General features: G+C 63.4%; 17 protein-coding genes. 4 read left to right on the top strand and 13 right to left on the bottom strand.

Annotation, left to right across the window (positions count from 1 at the left end; all coding sequences use genetic code 11):
* Positions 1-19: 19 nt before the first annotated feature.
* Both G3O01_RS28405 and G3O01_RS28400 read right to left on the bottom strand, forming a co-directional pair.
* Positions 20-448: a type II toxin-antitoxin system VapC family toxin gene (locus G3O01_RS28405; protein ID WP_205809964.1), complete on the bottom strand. Its 429-nt coding sequence runs from the start codon at positions 446-448 to the stop codon at positions 20-22.
* Positions 435-680: a DNA-binding protein gene (locus G3O01_RS28400; RefSeq protein WP_205809917.1), complete on the bottom strand. Its 246-nt coding sequence runs from the start codon at positions 678-680 to the stop codon at positions 435-437. Before G3O01_RS28400 ends, G3O01_RS28405 begins: the two co-directional genes overlap by 14 nt.
* 150 nt (positions 681-830) lie before the next feature.
* On the opposite strand from G3O01_RS28400, the gene G3O01_RS28395 reads away from it, so the two are divergent.
* Positions 831-1,451, top strand: a complete 621-nt coding sequence (locus G3O01_RS28395) for an ATP-binding protein (RefSeq protein ID WP_205809916.1) — start codon at positions 831-833, stop codon at positions 1,449-1,451.
* Positions 1,452-1,596: 145 nt separating this feature from the next.
* On the opposite strand, the gene G3O01_RS28390 is transcribed toward G3O01_RS28395, so the two are convergent.
* The 3 genes from G3O01_RS28390 to G3O01_RS28380 form a co-directional block, all read right to left on the bottom strand.
* Positions 1,597-2,694, bottom strand: coding sequence for a saccharopine dehydrogenase C-terminal domain-containing protein (locus tag G3O01_RS28390; RefSeq protein WP_205809915.1), 1,098 nt, complete (start codon positions 2,692-2,694; stop codon positions 1,597-1,599).
* Positions 2,695-2,893: 199 nt separating this feature from the next.
* Positions 2,894-3,355 carry an Lrp/AsnC family transcriptional regulator gene (locus tag G3O01_RS28385; protein ID WP_205809914.1) on the bottom strand — a complete coding sequence of 154 codons (462 nt, stop codon included), beginning with the start codon at positions 3,353-3,355 and terminating at the stop codon, positions 2,894-2,896.
* A gap of 147 nt (positions 3,356-3,502) precedes the next feature.
* A complete protein-coding gene (locus G3O01_RS28380) occupies positions 3,503-4,387 on the bottom strand; it encodes a LysR substrate-binding domain-containing protein (RefSeq protein WP_205809913.1) in 885 nt (294 codons plus the stop codon).
* Positions 4,388-4,540: 153 nt separating this feature from the next.
* On the opposite strand from G3O01_RS28380, the gene G3O01_RS28375 reads away from it, so the two are divergent.
* Both G3O01_RS28375 and G3O01_RS28370 read left to right on the top strand, forming a co-directional pair.
* Positions 4,541-5,053 carry a Spy/CpxP family protein refolding chaperone gene (locus G3O01_RS28375; protein ID WP_205809912.1) on the top strand — a complete coding sequence of 171 codons (513 nt, stop codon included), beginning with the start codon at positions 4,541-4,543 and terminating at the stop codon, positions 5,051-5,053.
* A 160-nt stretch (positions 5,054-5,213) separates the two neighbouring features.
* On the top strand, positions 5,214-5,651 hold the full coding sequence (locus G3O01_RS28370; protein ID WP_205809911.1) for a PGDYG domain-containing protein: 438 nt from the start codon (positions 5,214-5,216) through the stop codon (positions 5,649-5,651).
* A gap of 16 nt (positions 5,652-5,667) precedes the next feature.
* Here G3O01_RS28370 and G3O01_RS28365 read toward each other — a convergent pair whose 3' ends face one another.
* From G3O01_RS28365 to G3O01_RS28330, 8 genes are all read right to left on the bottom strand, one after another.
* Positions 5,668-6,033, bottom strand: coding sequence for a DUF3022 domain-containing protein (locus G3O01_RS28365; protein WP_205809910.1), 366 nt, complete (start codon positions 6,031-6,033; stop codon positions 5,668-5,670).
* Between the two features lie 45 nt (positions 6,034-6,078).
* Positions 6,079-6,882 (bottom strand): YhfC family intramembrane metalloprotease, encoded by an 804-nt coding sequence (locus tag G3O01_RS28360; protein WP_205809909.1) that lies wholly within the window; start codon positions 6,880-6,882, stop codon positions 6,079-6,081.
* Between the two features lie 115 nt (positions 6,883-6,997).
* Positions 6,998-8,053, bottom strand: coding sequence for a LacI family DNA-binding transcriptional regulator (locus tag G3O01_RS28355; protein WP_205809908.1), 1,056 nt, complete (start codon positions 8,051-8,053; stop codon positions 6,998-7,000).
* On the bottom strand, positions 8,050-9,018 hold the full coding sequence (locus G3O01_RS28350; protein WP_205809907.1) for a D-glycerate dehydrogenase: 969 nt from the start codon (positions 9,016-9,018) through the stop codon (positions 8,050-8,052). The genes G3O01_RS28355 and G3O01_RS28350 overlap by 4 nt, the downstream gene beginning before the upstream one ends.
* Before the next feature lie 4 nt (positions 9,019-9,022).
* Positions 9,023-10,297 (bottom strand): MFS transporter, encoded by a 1,275-nt coding sequence (locus G3O01_RS28345; RefSeq protein ID WP_205809906.1) that lies wholly within the window; start codon positions 10,295-10,297, stop codon positions 9,023-9,025.
* A gap of 129 nt (positions 10,298-10,426) precedes the next feature.
* Positions 10,427-11,389: a sugar kinase gene (locus G3O01_RS28340; RefSeq protein WP_205809905.1), complete on the bottom strand. Its 963-nt coding sequence runs from the start codon at positions 11,387-11,389 to the stop codon at positions 10,427-10,429.
* 36 nt (positions 11,390-11,425) lie between these two features.
* Entirely contained in the window at positions 11,426-12,190 is a 765-nt protein-coding gene (locus tag G3O01_RS28335; protein WP_205809904.1) for a TIM barrel protein, read from the bottom strand.
* A gap of 130 nt (positions 12,191-12,320) precedes the next feature.
* Complete coding sequence (locus G3O01_RS28330; protein WP_205809903.1) at positions 12,321-13,235, bottom strand: LysR family transcriptional regulator; 915 nt, start codon at positions 13,233-13,235, stop codon at positions 12,321-12,323.
* A 125-nt stretch (positions 13,236-13,360) separates the two neighbouring features.
* On the opposite strand from G3O01_RS28330, the gene G3O01_RS28325 reads away from it, so the two are divergent.
* The gene (locus tag G3O01_RS28325; protein ID WP_205809902.1) at positions 13,361-14,431 is read left to right on the top strand and encodes a YeiH family protein; all 1,071 of its coding nucleotides are present in this window, start codon (positions 13,361-13,363) and stop codon (positions 14,429-14,431) included.
* The last annotated feature ends 142 nt before the right edge of the window (positions 14,432-14,573 follow it).

Here is a 14,573-nt window from a genome sequence, read left to right as displayed (position 1 = left end):
CACGCGCCTGCGCCGAACCTCACGCGTTCGGCAACTGGAACGGGTTCAACACCCGCGCGCCCGTGCCATCGAAGTCTGCCACGTTGCGAGTGACCACGGTCAGGTTGTAGATCAGGGCGGTTGCCGCGATCAGCTTGTCCAGCGAGTGTCCGGGATCCGGCACACGCAAGTGGCCCCACGCCTGTGCGACGTCCGTACCGACATTCAGGATGTGGCTACTGAATGAATCCATGATCGTGTCGAGCCAGCTTTCCAGACGCGATGCCTGGGAGCTGTCGCCGCGATGCCGGATCAGGTCGACGCCGCGCCGCAACTCGCCCACTGTGACCACGGATAGATACAGGCGATGCCCGCCTGCCTTCGCCGTTTCGAAAAAAGCCTGCACGCCAGGATTGGCGCGGCTTGCCTTGCGCATTTCGCTGATTACATTGGTATCAATCAAATACACCCGGTCCCTCGCCTTCGTCAGTTGCGTCATGACGGCGCTCGAAGTCGGCGTCCTCGCCAACGTCGGGCATGCTCATCAGCCACTCCGCGAAGCTGAGCTTCTTCGGCTGAAAGAGCGCCTGCGCCAGGATTTCCCGATGCTCTGCTTCGACGCTGCGCCCGTGAGCCGCGGCCTGCTCACGCAGGCTCTGCACCAACGCATCGTCCAGACCTCGGACCAACAGATTTGCCATTTACATTCCCCGGTACACGTGTGATAGCAATGATAGCAAAGGCGTTGACACAGTCAATCTGGCCGGATGGCATAGGCTTGCGGCACGCCGCCGTTCCCTTCAACATCGGTCCGGACAGCCACTCACTTCCATTACGGAGAATCCATCGACGTGACGCATCTGGTTTTTATCTGCGGCCATGCAGGCGTTGGCAAGACGACGCTGGCCAAACGGCTGATCGGCCCATTGATGAAGGCAACGGGTGAAGCCCTCTGCCTGCTCGACAAGGACACGCTGTACGGCGTCTACAGCGCCGCCGCGATCGGCGCGCTGACGGGTGATCCCAACGATCGCGACAGCCCGCTGTTCCTGCAGCATTTTCGCGACCCGGAATACCGCGGGTTGTTCGATACGGCTGCCGAAAATCTCCAGCTCGGCATCGGCGTGATCGCAGTCGGCCCGCTGTCGCGCGAAGTACGCGAGCGCAAGCTGTTCGATCACGCGTGGCTTGGGGTGCCAAAGGACGTGAACATCAGCGTCGTGTGGGTGTCGACTGAGGAAGACACGGCGCGCGAGCGGATCGGCGCGCGCGGCAATCAGAATGACGCGTACAAGCTCGCGCATTGGGATGAATACCGTCAGCGCCGCTTCGTACCGGAGGGCGACGCGCTCGACGGTCTTCTCATGTTCGACAACACATCGCCCACAGCCGCAGATTACGACGCGCTGCTCGCGCGCATCGTACAGACACCGCAACCGCCCAGCATGATGTTGCCGCCGATGCCGGTGTGAACCGCGCCGCATTACGTTGCAACCAGCAAAAAGGGCGTCCGACCAGCAAGGTCGGACGCCCTTTTTACGGTTGCCCAATAAACGGCTCTCTGCGGAGCCTCAATGACTCAGATGGCCCTCGGTCCGGCTGCTATCCGGCGTTAAGTCAGACCGTCGCCATCGCATCCAGCGCGCGGCCTTCATACAGCTGGCCAAAGCGGTTGGCCAGGAACTCGCGCAACGACACCTGCTCCTGCCGCACGAAGCCGCTTTGCGGCAGCTTCTTCTCGCGGAACAGATCGAGCACGGCGCACATCGCGCCTGCCGTTGTGATCTGGATCGCGCTCATCGGCACGCCGCACACCGTCTTCGCGAAAATCTTGCGCGTGAACACTTCCTGCACCAGTTGGCCGTCGCGCACGCCCGTCACGGTGATGAACACCAGCACGACGTCCTGTGCCGTCGAAGGCACCGAGCGGCGCATGATCGTCTTCAGCGTATCGCGGTCGCTGGCCAGGCGCAGGTCTTCCAGCAGGAACTGCATCAGATCGCGGTGACCGGGATAGCGCACCGACTTGTAGTCGAGCGTCTCGACGCGGCCCGACAGCGTCTCGCACAGCGTGCCCAGACCGCCCGACGTGTTGAACGCCTCGTACTCGGTGCCGTCGAGCGAGAAATGCTCGAGGCCTTCGAGCGGCTGCACCCATTGCGTGCGGCTGTCGCGGATCGCTTCGCAGGGCTGGCAGTATTCGTTGATGAGGCCGTCGACGCTCCACGTCAGGTTGTACTTCAGCGCGTTGGTCGGAAACTCCGGCAGCGCGCCGACGCGCATCTTCACGTCGCGGATTTCGGTGAAGCGGTTTGCCAGTTCATGCGCGGCGATACCGATGAAGCCCGGCGCGAGGCCGCATTGCGGCATGAATGCATGGTCGGCGCCGTCGGCGATCGCGCGGATCGCGTGCGTGGCGCGCACGTCTTCCGTCAGATCGAAGTAATGCACGCCTGCGCCCTTCGCCGCCGACGCGACGCTCACCGCGAGGTAATACGGCAGCGCATTGACGAGCGCATCGAAGCCCTGGATTTCGGCGCGCAACGCGGCGGGATCGGCGGAATCGACGCGGCGGGTCGGGATGCCTTGCGCGGCCAGCTTGTCGAGCGCGTGCTGGTCGCGATCCAGCGCGAGCACTTCGTAGTCGCCGGTTTCACGCAGCATGTGCGCGATGGTGTGACCGATCAGACCTGCGCCAACGATGGCAACTTTCATGCGCTTCTCCTTAGTTTCTCTGGTTGGTGTCGGTGCGCCGCAGCGAACCTCTACGAAAGAGTGTAGGGAGAAGGCGAGTCGGTTTATAGAAGCAAAGTGCTGCGCAATGACCATGATTTTCGACGATATGACGAAGCATTTCGTCGATTCGTCGAAAACGTATCAAAACGTCGTAAACGGCATGCCTGTGAACGGCTGATCAGACGCCCATCCCGCGATCGATCTTGCGCGCGAGAATGATCGACGTCGTCGTCCGTTCGACGCCTGCCAGTCCGCCAATCTGATCGAGCAGATCGTTCAGCCGGTCTGGCGAATCGGCGCGCAGCCACGCGACGTAATCGAACTCGCCGCTCACGGCACACAGCAGCTGCACTTCCGGCATGCGGTTGAGTTTCTTCAGCACGTCCGCGCCAAACTTCGGCGCGATGATGATGCCGACATACGCATGCATGCTCGCGTCGAGCACGTCCTGCCCAAGCCGCACGCTGTAGCCGGCGATCACGTTGGTCTTTTCGAGTCGCGCGATACGCGCGATCACCGTGGTGCGCGCAACGTCCAGTTGCCGCGCGAGATTCGCGACGCTTTCGCGCGCATTGGCTTGCAGCAGTGCGACGAGGTTACGGTCGAGTTCGTCGAGCTGATCGAGGCGCGGTGGTCTCATCGATTGAAGGTCAAGGTAGAAGGTGAACGCCCGCCAGACATGGCAGGCCGATGACGCGGATTATGCGCCTTGCTCACGCATGAGAGAACGCATGAGCGAACCCATGCGCGCTGCACATATCGGATGACGCCACGCAGACGAAGAACATCACACACCGAACCGGTCGATCACGAAGTCGATGAAGGTCGTGAGCTTCGGTGTCGGTTGCCGGTCGCGCGGATAGATCAGATGCACAGGCGCGCCTTCGGGCAGCCAGTCTTCGAGCACCGGCACCAGTTCGCCGCGTTCGATCTCGCGCGCAACCAGCGCCTCCGGCTGCAGCACGAGACCGAAGCCTTGCAACGCCGCCATCTTCAGCGCCTGGCCGTTGTTCGCGCGAAAGCGTCCGGGGCGCAGCTGATAGTCGCTCTCGCCGTCGCCATCGAGCCGCCACAAGCCTTCGCGTCCCCAATGCAGAAAACCGAGGCATTCGTGATGGACGAGATCGGCGGGCGTCTGTGGCGTACCCATACGCTGCAGATAAGCAGGCGACGCGCATGCGCGCATCCGGTAAGGTTTCAGCGGCCGCGCAACGAGACTCGAATCGGGCAGCTTGCCGATACGCACGGAAGCATCGAAGCCCTCTTCGACCAGATCGAAGATGCGGTTCGACAGATCGAGTTCGAGACTGACTTCGGGATAGAGATTCAGATAGTCCGTCATCGCGGGCGAAAACACTTCGACGCCATACGTGAGCGGCACCGTCACCTTCAGCGTGCCGCGCGGCACGGATGTCATCGCTTCCGCCAGCGATTCGGCGGCCTTCACGTCAGCGAGGATACGCCGGCACTGTTCGTAATACTGCCGTCCGATTTCGGTAAGACTTTGACGGCGTGTGGTACGTGTGAGAAGGCGCGTGGAGAGCTGCGTTTCGAGCGCGCGAATGTGCTTGCCGACCATCGCCGACGACAGATCGAAGCGCTCGGCGGCCGCCGTGAGGCTGCCCGCTTCGACCACGGCCACGAAGACTTCCATGCTGACGAATTTATCCACCGGCTATTTCCGATCGTTTCGGTTGTAAGCAGTTGTCGCAATAGAGACGCAATCGCGCGATAACGTGATACTAATAGCGCACAGCATGATGCATGTCGAAGCCGACGCGTCGTGTAGCAATTAGTCTTATACGAATAGACAACAGGAGTCTCAATGAAAAAAACGCTCGCCATTCTCGCTTCCGCACTGACCATGAGCGCCGCATTTGCACAGACGGCCGCGCCCGCAGGCGCATCCGGTCCGGCCATGTCAGCGGCAGCGCCGGCTTCGAGTGCGGCTCGCCACGAGCAGCGCGTCGAAGACCGCATCAAGTATCTGCACACCCAACTGAAGATCACGTCGGCGCAGGAAACGCAATGGAACGCATTCGCTGACGTCATGCGCAAGAACGGCGAAACGATGGGCAAGCTGTTCGAAGAACGCCGCGCACATGAAAACGTCTCGGCCCTCGACGACATGAAGCAATACGCCGCAATCACGCAAGCTCATGCCGACGGCACGAAGAAACTGGTCGACGCATTCGAGCCGCTGTACAACAGTTTCTCGCCCGAACAGAAGAAGCTGGCCGACACGACCTTCCGCCGCCAGCCGCCCGAAGGCCGTCCGCACCGCAGCCATTCGCGCAAGCCGGCTGCGCCCGCATCGGATGCAACTGTAAAGCCGTAATCTGCTTCGCATGAACCAACGACGCCTGCCTCACCGGCAGGCGTTTTTTATTAGGTGCCGCAAGAATCTGGCATCATGCCCGCCTGCGCTGCGTTTGCCTATGCGTGTTGTATCGACACGCACTTACGCAGCCCCGTCAATTCTTGCGTTATTTCGCCTCATGATCGAACTGAAAAACATCGACCTGCTCACCGACCCGGCCGCGCAACGCGTCGTCAAGGACGAAACCGTCGCCGTGCAATTCGCCGAGGGCGACGGCGAACTGATGAGCCTCGAAGGACCGAACCGTTATACACGCGGCGACGCGCTGATCACGGGCTCGACGGGTGACCGCTGGGTCGTGTCGCGTGAACGCTTCGACGCGAAGTACCTGCCTGCGGACATTGCACTCGCGCACGGCGAAGCGGGCGCATACCGCAACCGCCCTGCCGTTGTGCTCGCGAAGCGCATGGACGAAGCGTTCTCGCTCACGCGCTCGGCACAAGGCGGCGACGTCCTCAAGGGCACAGCAGGCGACTGGATCATGCAGTACGCACCCGGCGACTACGGCGTCGTGCAGGCCGCGCGCTTTGCCAAGGTTTACCGGCTCGCCGACTGAGCGCGACGCTTCACACTCAGGCGAACTCGTCGCCCAGGTCGACGGTCACTTCACGCGGTATGGTCTTGCCTTCCGCGTACTCTTCTTCGAGCGATCCCAGCGTCGCTTCCACATAGGCGCGCAGCACCGCAAAGCTGCGTCCGCGCACGCGCGGCGGCATCGCGCGGTAGCGTGCAAGCGCCGCAGGCGCGATGGCGACCGTCAGTTCCATGCGCTTCGCCGTCGAGCCGAAACGCATTGCGATCCAGTGCACGACGATCTGCGGGACGCCGTTTTCATCGGGACGCTCGATGAACTGCGTCTGCTCCGGAAAGAGATCGCTGATCACGCGTGCCAGCTCTTCCATCTCCGCGTTCGCGCATTCGTACTGATAGGTTTCCATGTCGATTGGCCTCGGGCCGTTGGGTGTGTTTATCTGCGTTGAAAGTCAGGCAGCGTGCGTTGTGCGCCTGTGCAGTCTGATCAGCACGGCAGCCACGGCGATGGCCGCGACGGCATAGATTGTGTCGACGGTCACGAGCGACAGCAGTCCCGCCTGCGACATCGCAGCGGGCACGTCGATCAGCGCGTGCGCGGCAATCGCGATGGGCAGTATCGCACGCGATCCGGCGCGCACGCCGCGCCACATCAGCACCGCCAGCCCGATCTGGAACACCAGCGCCGCCACGCGTTCGATCACGAACACACCCGCCATCGCCGGCGACAAGCTCGCAAGCAGCAGATGAATGCGCATCAGCGATCCCGGCGGCATGTTGCCGAGATATGCATCGAGTTGTCCGCGATTCTCCAGCACGCCGAACGCGATCCATTGCGCCTGCACCAGCACGCCGACCAGCCAGACTTCCGCGCCGCCGTGACCCAGGCCGTAGGCAAGCGCAGTGCCGTCTGTTGCCGTGTTGGGTGGATTGCGGCGCGCGAGCCACCGCATCGCAATGAAGCGCCCCACTTCCTCGCAGATGCCCGCAACAAGCGCGCCATAGACGACGAACGCAAGCGGATCCGACAGCCACTCGCTCGTGGCCGGGTTGTCGCGTAACAGATAGTCGTTGATCGCGCGTTCGATCACCATCGCGGACAGCGCGAACACGGCGATGCCCGCAATCGCGTCGCGCCGGTTGAACGCGAACGGCGCACGCCAGCGGCGGTACAGGAAGATGGGAAGCAGCGCGACGAGAATCGTCGCGGCGATCAGCACGGCAAGCGTGACGGGAGAAACAGGCAAGGCGGACATGAGCGTTGGGCGAGCGCACGATAGGCGCAAAGTACGGAACTCGCCGCGCATTGTAAGCGCGATGCCGGAATGGCGCCGGAATGTCGGCGCGTTTGTCGACGGGTTGACTGATGACTCAGCGCACCGTCGACGCCCGTTCGATCAGTTCGCCCGGCAGCAGACAGTCGCGTGCGCTGGCCTGCTCGCCATCGATACGTTGATGCAGAAACTCGACGGCGCGATAGCCGATATCGTAAGTCGGCTGGCGAATCGTCGTGATGCCGGCAAGCTCGGCCCATTCGGGATCGTCGATCGACAGCAGCGCGACGCGCTTCTGCCAGTCGGCGCCATGCCGCTGGTTCAGGTGCCGCGCGAGCGCCAGCGCGACCGGTCCGTTCGCCGCGAACAGCGCGACGCGCGGCGCCGCGCCCGCGCCGTCGCGATGCGTGGCATCCAGTTCGGCATCGAGCGCGTTCAGGGTTTGCGCGAGATCGTCGGCATCGCCGAGTTCGAGCACGACGGTGCGCCCGCTCACCTGCGGATACTGTTCCAGCGCACGATGAAACGCGGCTTCACGCTGACGCCGCGAACTGATGTTCTCGAATGGCTGCACGACGAACCACAGCCGGTCGAAACCGCGTTCGACCAGATGTCGTGTCGCGAGTGTCGTCGCGCCTTCGTTGTCCAGCCCGACCATGTCCGTCACGAGTCCGTCGACGGAGCGATCAACCAGCACAGCGGGAATTCCTCCACCGCCCACGGGCCGCAGCGTCTCTTCGCTCACGCCGAGCGCATTGACGATCACGCCTTCCACGCGATACGTCGTCAGCAGTTGCAGGAAGCGCCGCTCCATATCGACTTCGTTCGCCGCGTGGCAGATCAGCGGCATATAGCCGAGCGCGTGGCACGCCGCTTCGACGCCTTGCAGCACTTCGACGGAATACGGGTTCGTCAGGTCCGCGACCAGCATGCCGATCAGCCGGTTGCGCCCGCGCTTGAGACCGCGCGCCATCTGGTTCGGCTGATAGTCGAGCCGTTCGATCGCGGCCTCGATGCGCGCGCGCAGTTGCGGCGACAGCACGCTCAGTTCGCCGTTCAGATAGCGCGAGATGCTCGTCTTGCCCGTACCCGCTTCGCGCGCGACGTCGCTGATGGTGGCGCGGCGCGGTGCGCCTGACGTTGGCGTGTTCATCGCGAGAGGACTTCGCGGTTGACGATGTTGATCTTCAGCGTGCCGTCGAGCGCGCCGACCAGGTTCTCTGCCGCGCAACGCGCCATTGCGTGACGCGTTTCGTGCGTCGCCGAGCCGATGTGCGGCAGCGCGACCACGTTATTCATTGTCAGCAGCGGCGAGTTGGGACTGACGGGTTCCTTGTCGAACACGTCGAGACCCGCGCCGTGGATCGTGCCCGCCTGCAACGCTTCGATCAGCGCGTTTTCATCCACAGTCTGGCCGCGCGATGCATTGATCAGAATTGCGCTCTTCTTCATCTTGCGCAGTTCGTTCGCGCCGATCATGTGACGCGTTTCGGGCGTCAACGGCACTTGCAGGCAGACGAAGTCGGACGTCGCGAGCAGTTCATCGAGTTCGACGCGGCGCGCGCCGTAGCGCTGTTCGGCTTCCGCGTTCGCGCTGCGGTTCGTGTAGAGCACCTTCATGTTGAAGCCGAGCGCCGCACGGCGGGCCACCGCGCCGCCAATGCGTCCAAGACCGACAATGCCGAGCGTCTTGCCCTGCACATCGACGCCAAACAACTCCGGCCCGATGCTCGCTTTCCACTCGCCCGCCTTCACCCAGTCGGCCAGTTCGACAACGCGCCGCGCGCTCGCGAGGATCAGCGAGAACACCGTATCCGCCGTCGATTCCGTCAGCACGTCGGGCGTATGCGCAAGCACGATGCCGCGCGTCGTCAGGTCGGCGACGTCGAAATTGTCGTAGCCGACCGAGATCGTCGACAGCGCCTTGAGCTTCTCGGCGCCGTCGAGCATCGCCGGCGTGATCTTCACGCTCGCGCCGATCGCGCCATCGGCGTCTTTTAACGCGGCGACGAACGCATCGTGCTGCGCGGCATCGGCCTGCACCACTTCGGCATGTTGCTGGAGATACGCGAGCACATCATCCGGCAGCGGCTTGTACGCGACGATCTTGCGCTTCATCGATTCACTTTCCTTGAGTAGCGAGCTTCGGAGTCTGCATCGGCTGCGGCTTGACGGCAAGCGTCAGCACCACGGCGGCGATCAGCGCCACACTCATGAACACGTACGACGCCGAGGGCGAGCCCGTCGCGCCGTTCAGATAACCGACCACATACGAGCCGACAAACGAGCCGAGCGCGCCCATGCTGTTAATCAGCGCCATCGCGCCGCCCGCGACGTTCTTCGGCAGCAGTTCCGGCACGATCGCGAAGAACGGTCCGTACGGCGCGTACATCGCGGCGCCCGCGATCACCAGCAGCGCATACGACATCCAGAAGTGCGTCGATCCCAACGCGTACGAACCGGCGAAAGCTGCCGCGCCGATCAACAGGAACGGCCACACGAACGCGCGCCGGTTGTTGAGTTTATCCGACGCCCACGACGCTGCGAGCATCGCAATCGTCGCAGCCAGATACGGCAACGCCGACAGCCAGCCCGTTTCGACCATGCCGAGCGACGAGCCGTTCTTCAGAATGGACGGCAGCCACAGCACGAAGCCATATACGCCGATGCTCCAGCAGAAATATTGCGCGCACAGCTTCACGACAGCGGGCGAACGGAACGCTTCGCCGTAGTTGCGCATCGGCTTGATCGCGGCCTGCTCGGCGCGCAGCGTATCGGCGAGTTGCTTCTTGTCGGCATCCGACAGCCACGACACCTGCTCCGGCTTGTCCTTGACGATAAACCACCAGCACACGGCCCAGACGATCGCGGGCACACCTTCGGCGATGAACATATGACGCCAGCCGAACGAATGCACCAGATAGCCCGACACGACCGACATCCACAGCACCGTCACCGGATTGCCGAGAATCAGGAACGTATTGGCGCGCGAACGCTCGCGTTTGGTGAACCAGTTGCTGATGAAGATCAGCATCGCGGGCATCACGGCCGCTTCGACCACGCCGAGCACGAAGCGGATCACCATCAGCGACGGAATGTTGCTAACGACGCCCGTCAGCGCCGCGCAACCGCCCCACAACACCAGGCTCCAGAACACGAGCTTCTTGACGCTCTTGCGTTCCGCGTAGATCGCGCCGGGAATCTGGAAGAAGAAATAGCCGAGGAAGAACAGCGCGCCAATCAGCGACGACAAACCCTTGCTGATGCCGAGATCCTGGTTGATGCCGGCGGCGGCCGCGAAGCCGTAGTTCGCGCGATCGAGATAGGCGAGGCTGTAGGTGATGAAGACGATCGGCATGATCGTCCACCAACGGCGAATCGCGAGTGATGAGGACATGAATGTCTCCGGTTGCTTGCTGAGGCGGTCGGTTGGTGTGCTGTTGAGCCGCGTGTCGGTCTTTGAAGCCATTACGCGGCGCTGCATCTTGTTCTGAGTTCGTGGTACGGGTGCTACAGAAAATAAACGTCAGGCGGCGAGCGCGTCGGCCTGTTCGAGCGCGTCGAGTTCAGCGCGTGTCGGCAGGCCTTCGGAATCGCCGATCACCTGGATCGCCAGCGCGCCGATGCGATTGCCGCGCGCCACCGCTTGCGGCAGCGTACGGCCATCGAGCAAAGCGCTGACCACGCCGACAGCGAAGCCATCGCCCGCGCCGACGGTATCGACCACGTTCTCGACGCGCTGTCCGGCGACGACGCCCGAGTCATCTGCCGTGCGGTAATACGCGCCCTGCGCGCCGAGCTTCACGATCACGCCCTTCGCGCCGCGGTCGAGGTAAAACTGCGCGATGTCTTCGGCTTTCGTGTAGCCCGTCAGAATCTCGCCTTCGCCGATGCCTGGCAGCACCCAGTCGGCGAACGTCGCCAGGTCGTTCAATGCGGCCGCCATCGCTTCGCGCGATGGCCACAGCGTCGGGCGCAGATTCGGATCGAACGAAATCGTCTTGCCGGCCTGCCGCATTTCGCGCGCCAGATGGAATGCCAGTTCGCGCGAACTTTCGGAGATCGCAGGCGCAACACCCGTCAGATGCAGATGACGCGCGGGCAGCACGTAACCTGCCACGTAGTCTTCCATCGACAGATGGCTCGCTGCCGAACCCTTGCGGAAATACTCGACTGCGGGATCGCTGCCGTCGTCGTTCTTCGACTTCAGCTGGAAACCTGTCGGATAACGCGCGTCCGTCGTCACGCAGCCCTGATCGATGCTTTCCTTCGTCAGCGTGTCGCGCACGTATTGGCCGAACGAATCGTTGCCGACGCGGCTCATGTAGCCGACCTTGAAGCCCAACCGTGACAGACCGATCGCCACATTCAGATCGGCGCCCGCGATGCGCTTCGTGAACTGGCCGACGCCCGCGAGCGCGCCCGTTTCGGCTGCGACGAACATGGCCATCGCTTCGCCGTAGGTGATGACATCGAGTGTCGGATGCATGTGTTCTCCTGATGATTCGCGCTGCGCGCCGCTGCCTCAGCGGGCCGCGAGTTGTGCGACGTGATGCGACGCGTCCTCGGCGATGCGCGCCGCGTCGAACGGGAATTCGATGCCGCGCGGCACATCGCGCGGCAAGAGCGGCAGCACGGCCGCGAACACGGGATCGTCGGCAGCGGGCGCGACGGCGAAACGGCGCATGCCTTCGCCCGTCACCGCCTTGCAGTGGATGTACTCGACGTGATCGGCCAGCTTGCGCGCCGCCTCGACGGGATCGACGCCCGGCCATTGCCAGTTGCCGATGTCGAAGGTCATGCCGATCAGCTTGTGGTGGCCTTCCTTGGCGAGCGCGTTGAACAGCCCGTCGAACTGCGCGAGCGAGCCGCCGCGTTCCAGTTGGCCGTTTTCGACCACCAGCCGTGCAGCCACGCCCTTCGTGCAAGTCTTGATCACGTCACCATGCGCGCGGCCCGAAAAGCCGCCCAGTTGCAGCTTGACGAAGCGCGCGCCGAGCGCCGTCGCTTCGATCAGCGCCTGGCGCAGCGCGGCTTCGTCGAGTGTGCCGTCGGGCGCGTACAGTTCAGCGGGCGTCGAATACACGGACCACAGCCCCTTCGCCGCGATTGCCTTGCCGAGCGCGCACAGCGCTTCCGCCGACGCTTCGGCCTCCAGCGCGAACAGCTCGCGGCGCACTTCGAAACCCGCCGCGCCCGCTTGCGCCGCCGTCTTCAGCCACGCGTGATGACCGTCCTTGCGGATCGCATCCATTCCAAACGCACTCGCAACGATGACTACTTCCGGCATGCCAACCACCTTGCTCTGTTGCTTAAAACTGTCTTTGGAATCGGTTCCAAAGACAGGCATCAAAAAAGCGCCTCTGCGCCTGGAGCGAATACTGCCCCGCTCAGGATGATGCGCCAATAGTGGTAATCCCTTAACGCCCGGAGTCGCCCGTTGCAGGCCGCGCGTCGCCGTTCAGGCACAGTTCGAGAAAGCGGCCGACCAGCCGCGATGGTGCGCTCGCGTGCGGCACGAGGATCGAAAAACGCCGCGTGAGCGGCTCGGGGCCGAGCGGCAAGCGGCACAGCGCCTCGTTCTCATGGCGCATTGACATTGCCGACACGAAGCCGACGCCCATGCCTGCGCGCACCGCCTCCTTCACGCCTTCGACACCCGCAATCGCCAGCGCGACGCGCATCGGCGCACCTGCGCGGGCGAACGCGCGCTCGATCAGCTGACGCACGCCGGAGCCTTCCTCGCGCAACACCAGCGCATGTTCGCTCAGCGCGCCAAGCGTGACGGCTTGCAAACCGGTGGTGGCGAGGGGATGCGAGCGCGGCATGATCGCGACGATCTCGTCCTCGTGCCACGGATGCACGACGGTATCGGGCGGCAGGTCGCCGCCGACCTGCCCTTCGACCAGCGCGATATCGAACGACGAAAGTGCGCCAACAATATCGGCCGTGTTGCCGTCGTCGGTATGCACGGTCACGTCGGGGTGGCGGCGCTGGAACGCGGCGATCAGATAAGGCAGCAGATAGCTCGCGGGCGTCGTGCTGGCGCCGATGCGCAGCGTGCCCTGCTCCATGCCGCGCAGCGCGTCGCGATAGGCATAAGCCTGACGGAACGTGTCGCGCAGCCGCGCCGCGTAGCTGGCGAGCTGCTCGCCGGCCGGTGTGAGCTTGATGCCGCGGCCGTCGCGCAGATAGAGCGGCTCGCCGAATTCGTCCTGCAACTGCCGTAACTGGCCCGACACGGCGGGTTGCGACAGATGCAGCGCGAGCGCGGCGCGGCTGATATTGCGATGTTCGGCGACGGCGGCGAACGTTATAAGCTGGTCCGGGGTCATTCCGTAAAACTATCAGAATCTCCGATATATTTCATCCTAAATCACGATTTCTCATATCGATATATTCAAATTAGGATAAGGCCATCGACTCATGTAGCAAACCTGCTCCCGAAAAGGTTGAAGCCATGTCCACCGCTCACACCCATGCCGTTTCCGCGCCGTCCACAACGCGCGGCCAGATCAACGGCATTCTGTTCGTCGCCCTGTTCGCCGCCGCTGTCACGCGCATCGCCGCGATTCCGGCGATTGCGAACCTCGGCATCAGCCCGCTGATCGTCGGTATCGTCGGCGGGATGATCTACGGCAATGCGCTGAAAGACGGCATGCCCGATAGCTGGGCGGCCGGCGTCAACTTCTCGGCGCGCAAGCTGCTGCGCATTGCCGTCGCGTTCTTCGGTTTGCGCGTGAGCATTCAGGAAATCGCACAGGTCGGCCTGCCGGGCCTCGCCGAATCGCTGCTGATCGTGGTCAGCACGCTCATTATCGGCACCTGGGCCGGCATGAAGCTGATGAAGCTGGACCGCGACAGCGCACTGCTCACGGCAGCCGGTAGCGCGATCTGCGGCGCGGCCGCCGTGCTCGCGTTCGAATCGACGCTGCAATCGAAGCCGCACAAGAGCGCGATGGCCGTGGGCAGCGTGGTGCTGTTCGGCACGCTGTCGATGTTCCTCTACCCCGCTTTGCTGCGCGCCGGCATCCTCCATCTGGATACGACGGGCGTGGGACTGTTCTTCGGCGGCACGATTCACGAAGTCGCGCAGGTTGTAGGCGCGGCGAGCAACGTGAGCCCGGAAGCGACGCATATCGCCACCATCGTCAAGATGACCCGCGTGATGCTGCTCGTGCCCGTGCTGCTGGTGGTCGGCATGTGGGTGAACCGCCCGGCGCGCGGCGCTGCTGCAAAGGATGGCGCTCATGCACCGCGCAAGCTCGCCGTACCCTGGTTCGCACTCGGTTTTCTCGCCTGTGTCGCGGTGAACTCGCTGCATATCCTGCCCGAAGCGGCGACCAGCACCGTCAACATGCTCGACACGTTTGCACTGACGATGGCCATGACGGCGCTCGGCATCGAAACGCGCCTCTCGCAGATCCGCGACGCCGGTCCCCGCGCGCTGACGACGGGCCTGATCCTGTACGTGTGGCTTTTCGTCGGCGGTCTCGGCATCACGTGGCTGGTTCAGCACCTGCTCGGCTAAGCCGGCCTTCCCGCCAACAAGCCCCGCCTCGCGCGGGGCTTTTGTGCTTGTCGCGCGCCATCGGCCGGAAGCCGACGGCGCGCGTTTTTGCCTTACCGCAAGCACACCCGTTGCAAGCATCGCGCGGCATACTTCTAGCTCC

It is taken from the genome of Burkholderia sp. Ac-20365 (genome assembly GCF_017104715.1).
Lineage (GTDB): Bacteria > Pseudomonadota > Gammaproteobacteria > Burkholderiales > Burkholderiaceae > Paraburkholderia.
The sequence above is the reverse complement of the archived record's forward strand: the minus strand, read 5'-3'. Positions and strand labels throughout refer to the sequence as shown.

Excerpts from the sequence above, each read along its gene's own strand:
- G3O01_RS28400 (WP_205809917.1), bottom strand. The coding sequence starts at position 680 with ATGGCAAATCTGTTGGTCCGAGGTCTGGACGATGCGTTGGTGCAGAGC.
- G3O01_RS28390 (WP_205809915.1), bottom strand. The coding sequence starts at position 2,694 with ATGAAAGTTGCCATCGTTGGCGCAGGTCTGATCGGTCACACCATCGCG.
- G3O01_RS28385 (WP_205809914.1), bottom strand. The coding sequence starts at position 3,355 with ATGAGACCACCGCGCCTCGATCAGCTCGACGAACTCGACCGTAACCTC.
- G3O01_RS28375 (WP_205809912.1), top strand. The coding sequence starts at position 4,541 with ATGAAAAAAACGCTCGCCATTCTCGCTTCCGCACTGACCATGAGCGCC.
- G3O01_RS28370 (WP_205809911.1), top strand. The coding sequence starts at position 5,214 with ATGATCGAACTGAAAAACATCGACCTGCTCACCGACCCGGCCGCGCAA.
- G3O01_RS28365 (WP_205809910.1), bottom strand. The coding sequence starts at position 6,033 with ATGGAAACCTATCAGTACGAATGCGCGAACGCGGAGATGGAAGAGCTG.
- G3O01_RS28360 (WP_205809909.1), bottom strand. The coding sequence starts at position 6,882 with ATGTCCGCCTTGCCTGTTTCTCCCGTCACGCTTGCCGTGCTGATCGCC.
- G3O01_RS28355 (WP_205809908.1), bottom strand. The coding sequence starts at position 8,053 with ATGAACACGCCAACGTCAGGCGCACCGCGCCGCGCCACCATCAGCGAC.
- G3O01_RS28350 (WP_205809907.1), bottom strand. The coding sequence starts at position 9,018 with ATGAAGCGCAAGATCGTCGCGTACAAGCCGCTGCCGGATGATGTGCTC.
- G3O01_RS28345 (WP_205809906.1), bottom strand. The coding sequence starts at position 10,297 with ATGTCCTCATCACTCGCGATTCGCCGTTGGTGGACGATCATGCCGATC.
- G3O01_RS28340 (WP_205809905.1), bottom strand. The coding sequence starts at position 11,389 with ATGCATCCGACACTCGATGTCATCACCTACGGCGAAGCGATGGCCATG.
- G3O01_RS28335 (WP_205809904.1), bottom strand. The coding sequence starts at position 12,190 with ATGCCGGAAGTAGTCATCGTTGCGAGTGCGTTTGGAATGGATGCGATC.
- G3O01_RS28330 (WP_205809903.1), bottom strand. The coding sequence starts at position 13,235 with ATGACCCCGGACCAGCTTATAACGTTCGCCGCCGTCGCCGAACATCGC.
- G3O01_RS28325 (WP_205809902.1), top strand. The coding sequence starts at position 13,361 with ATGTCCACCGCTCACACCCATGCCGTTTCCGCGCCGTCCACAACGCGC.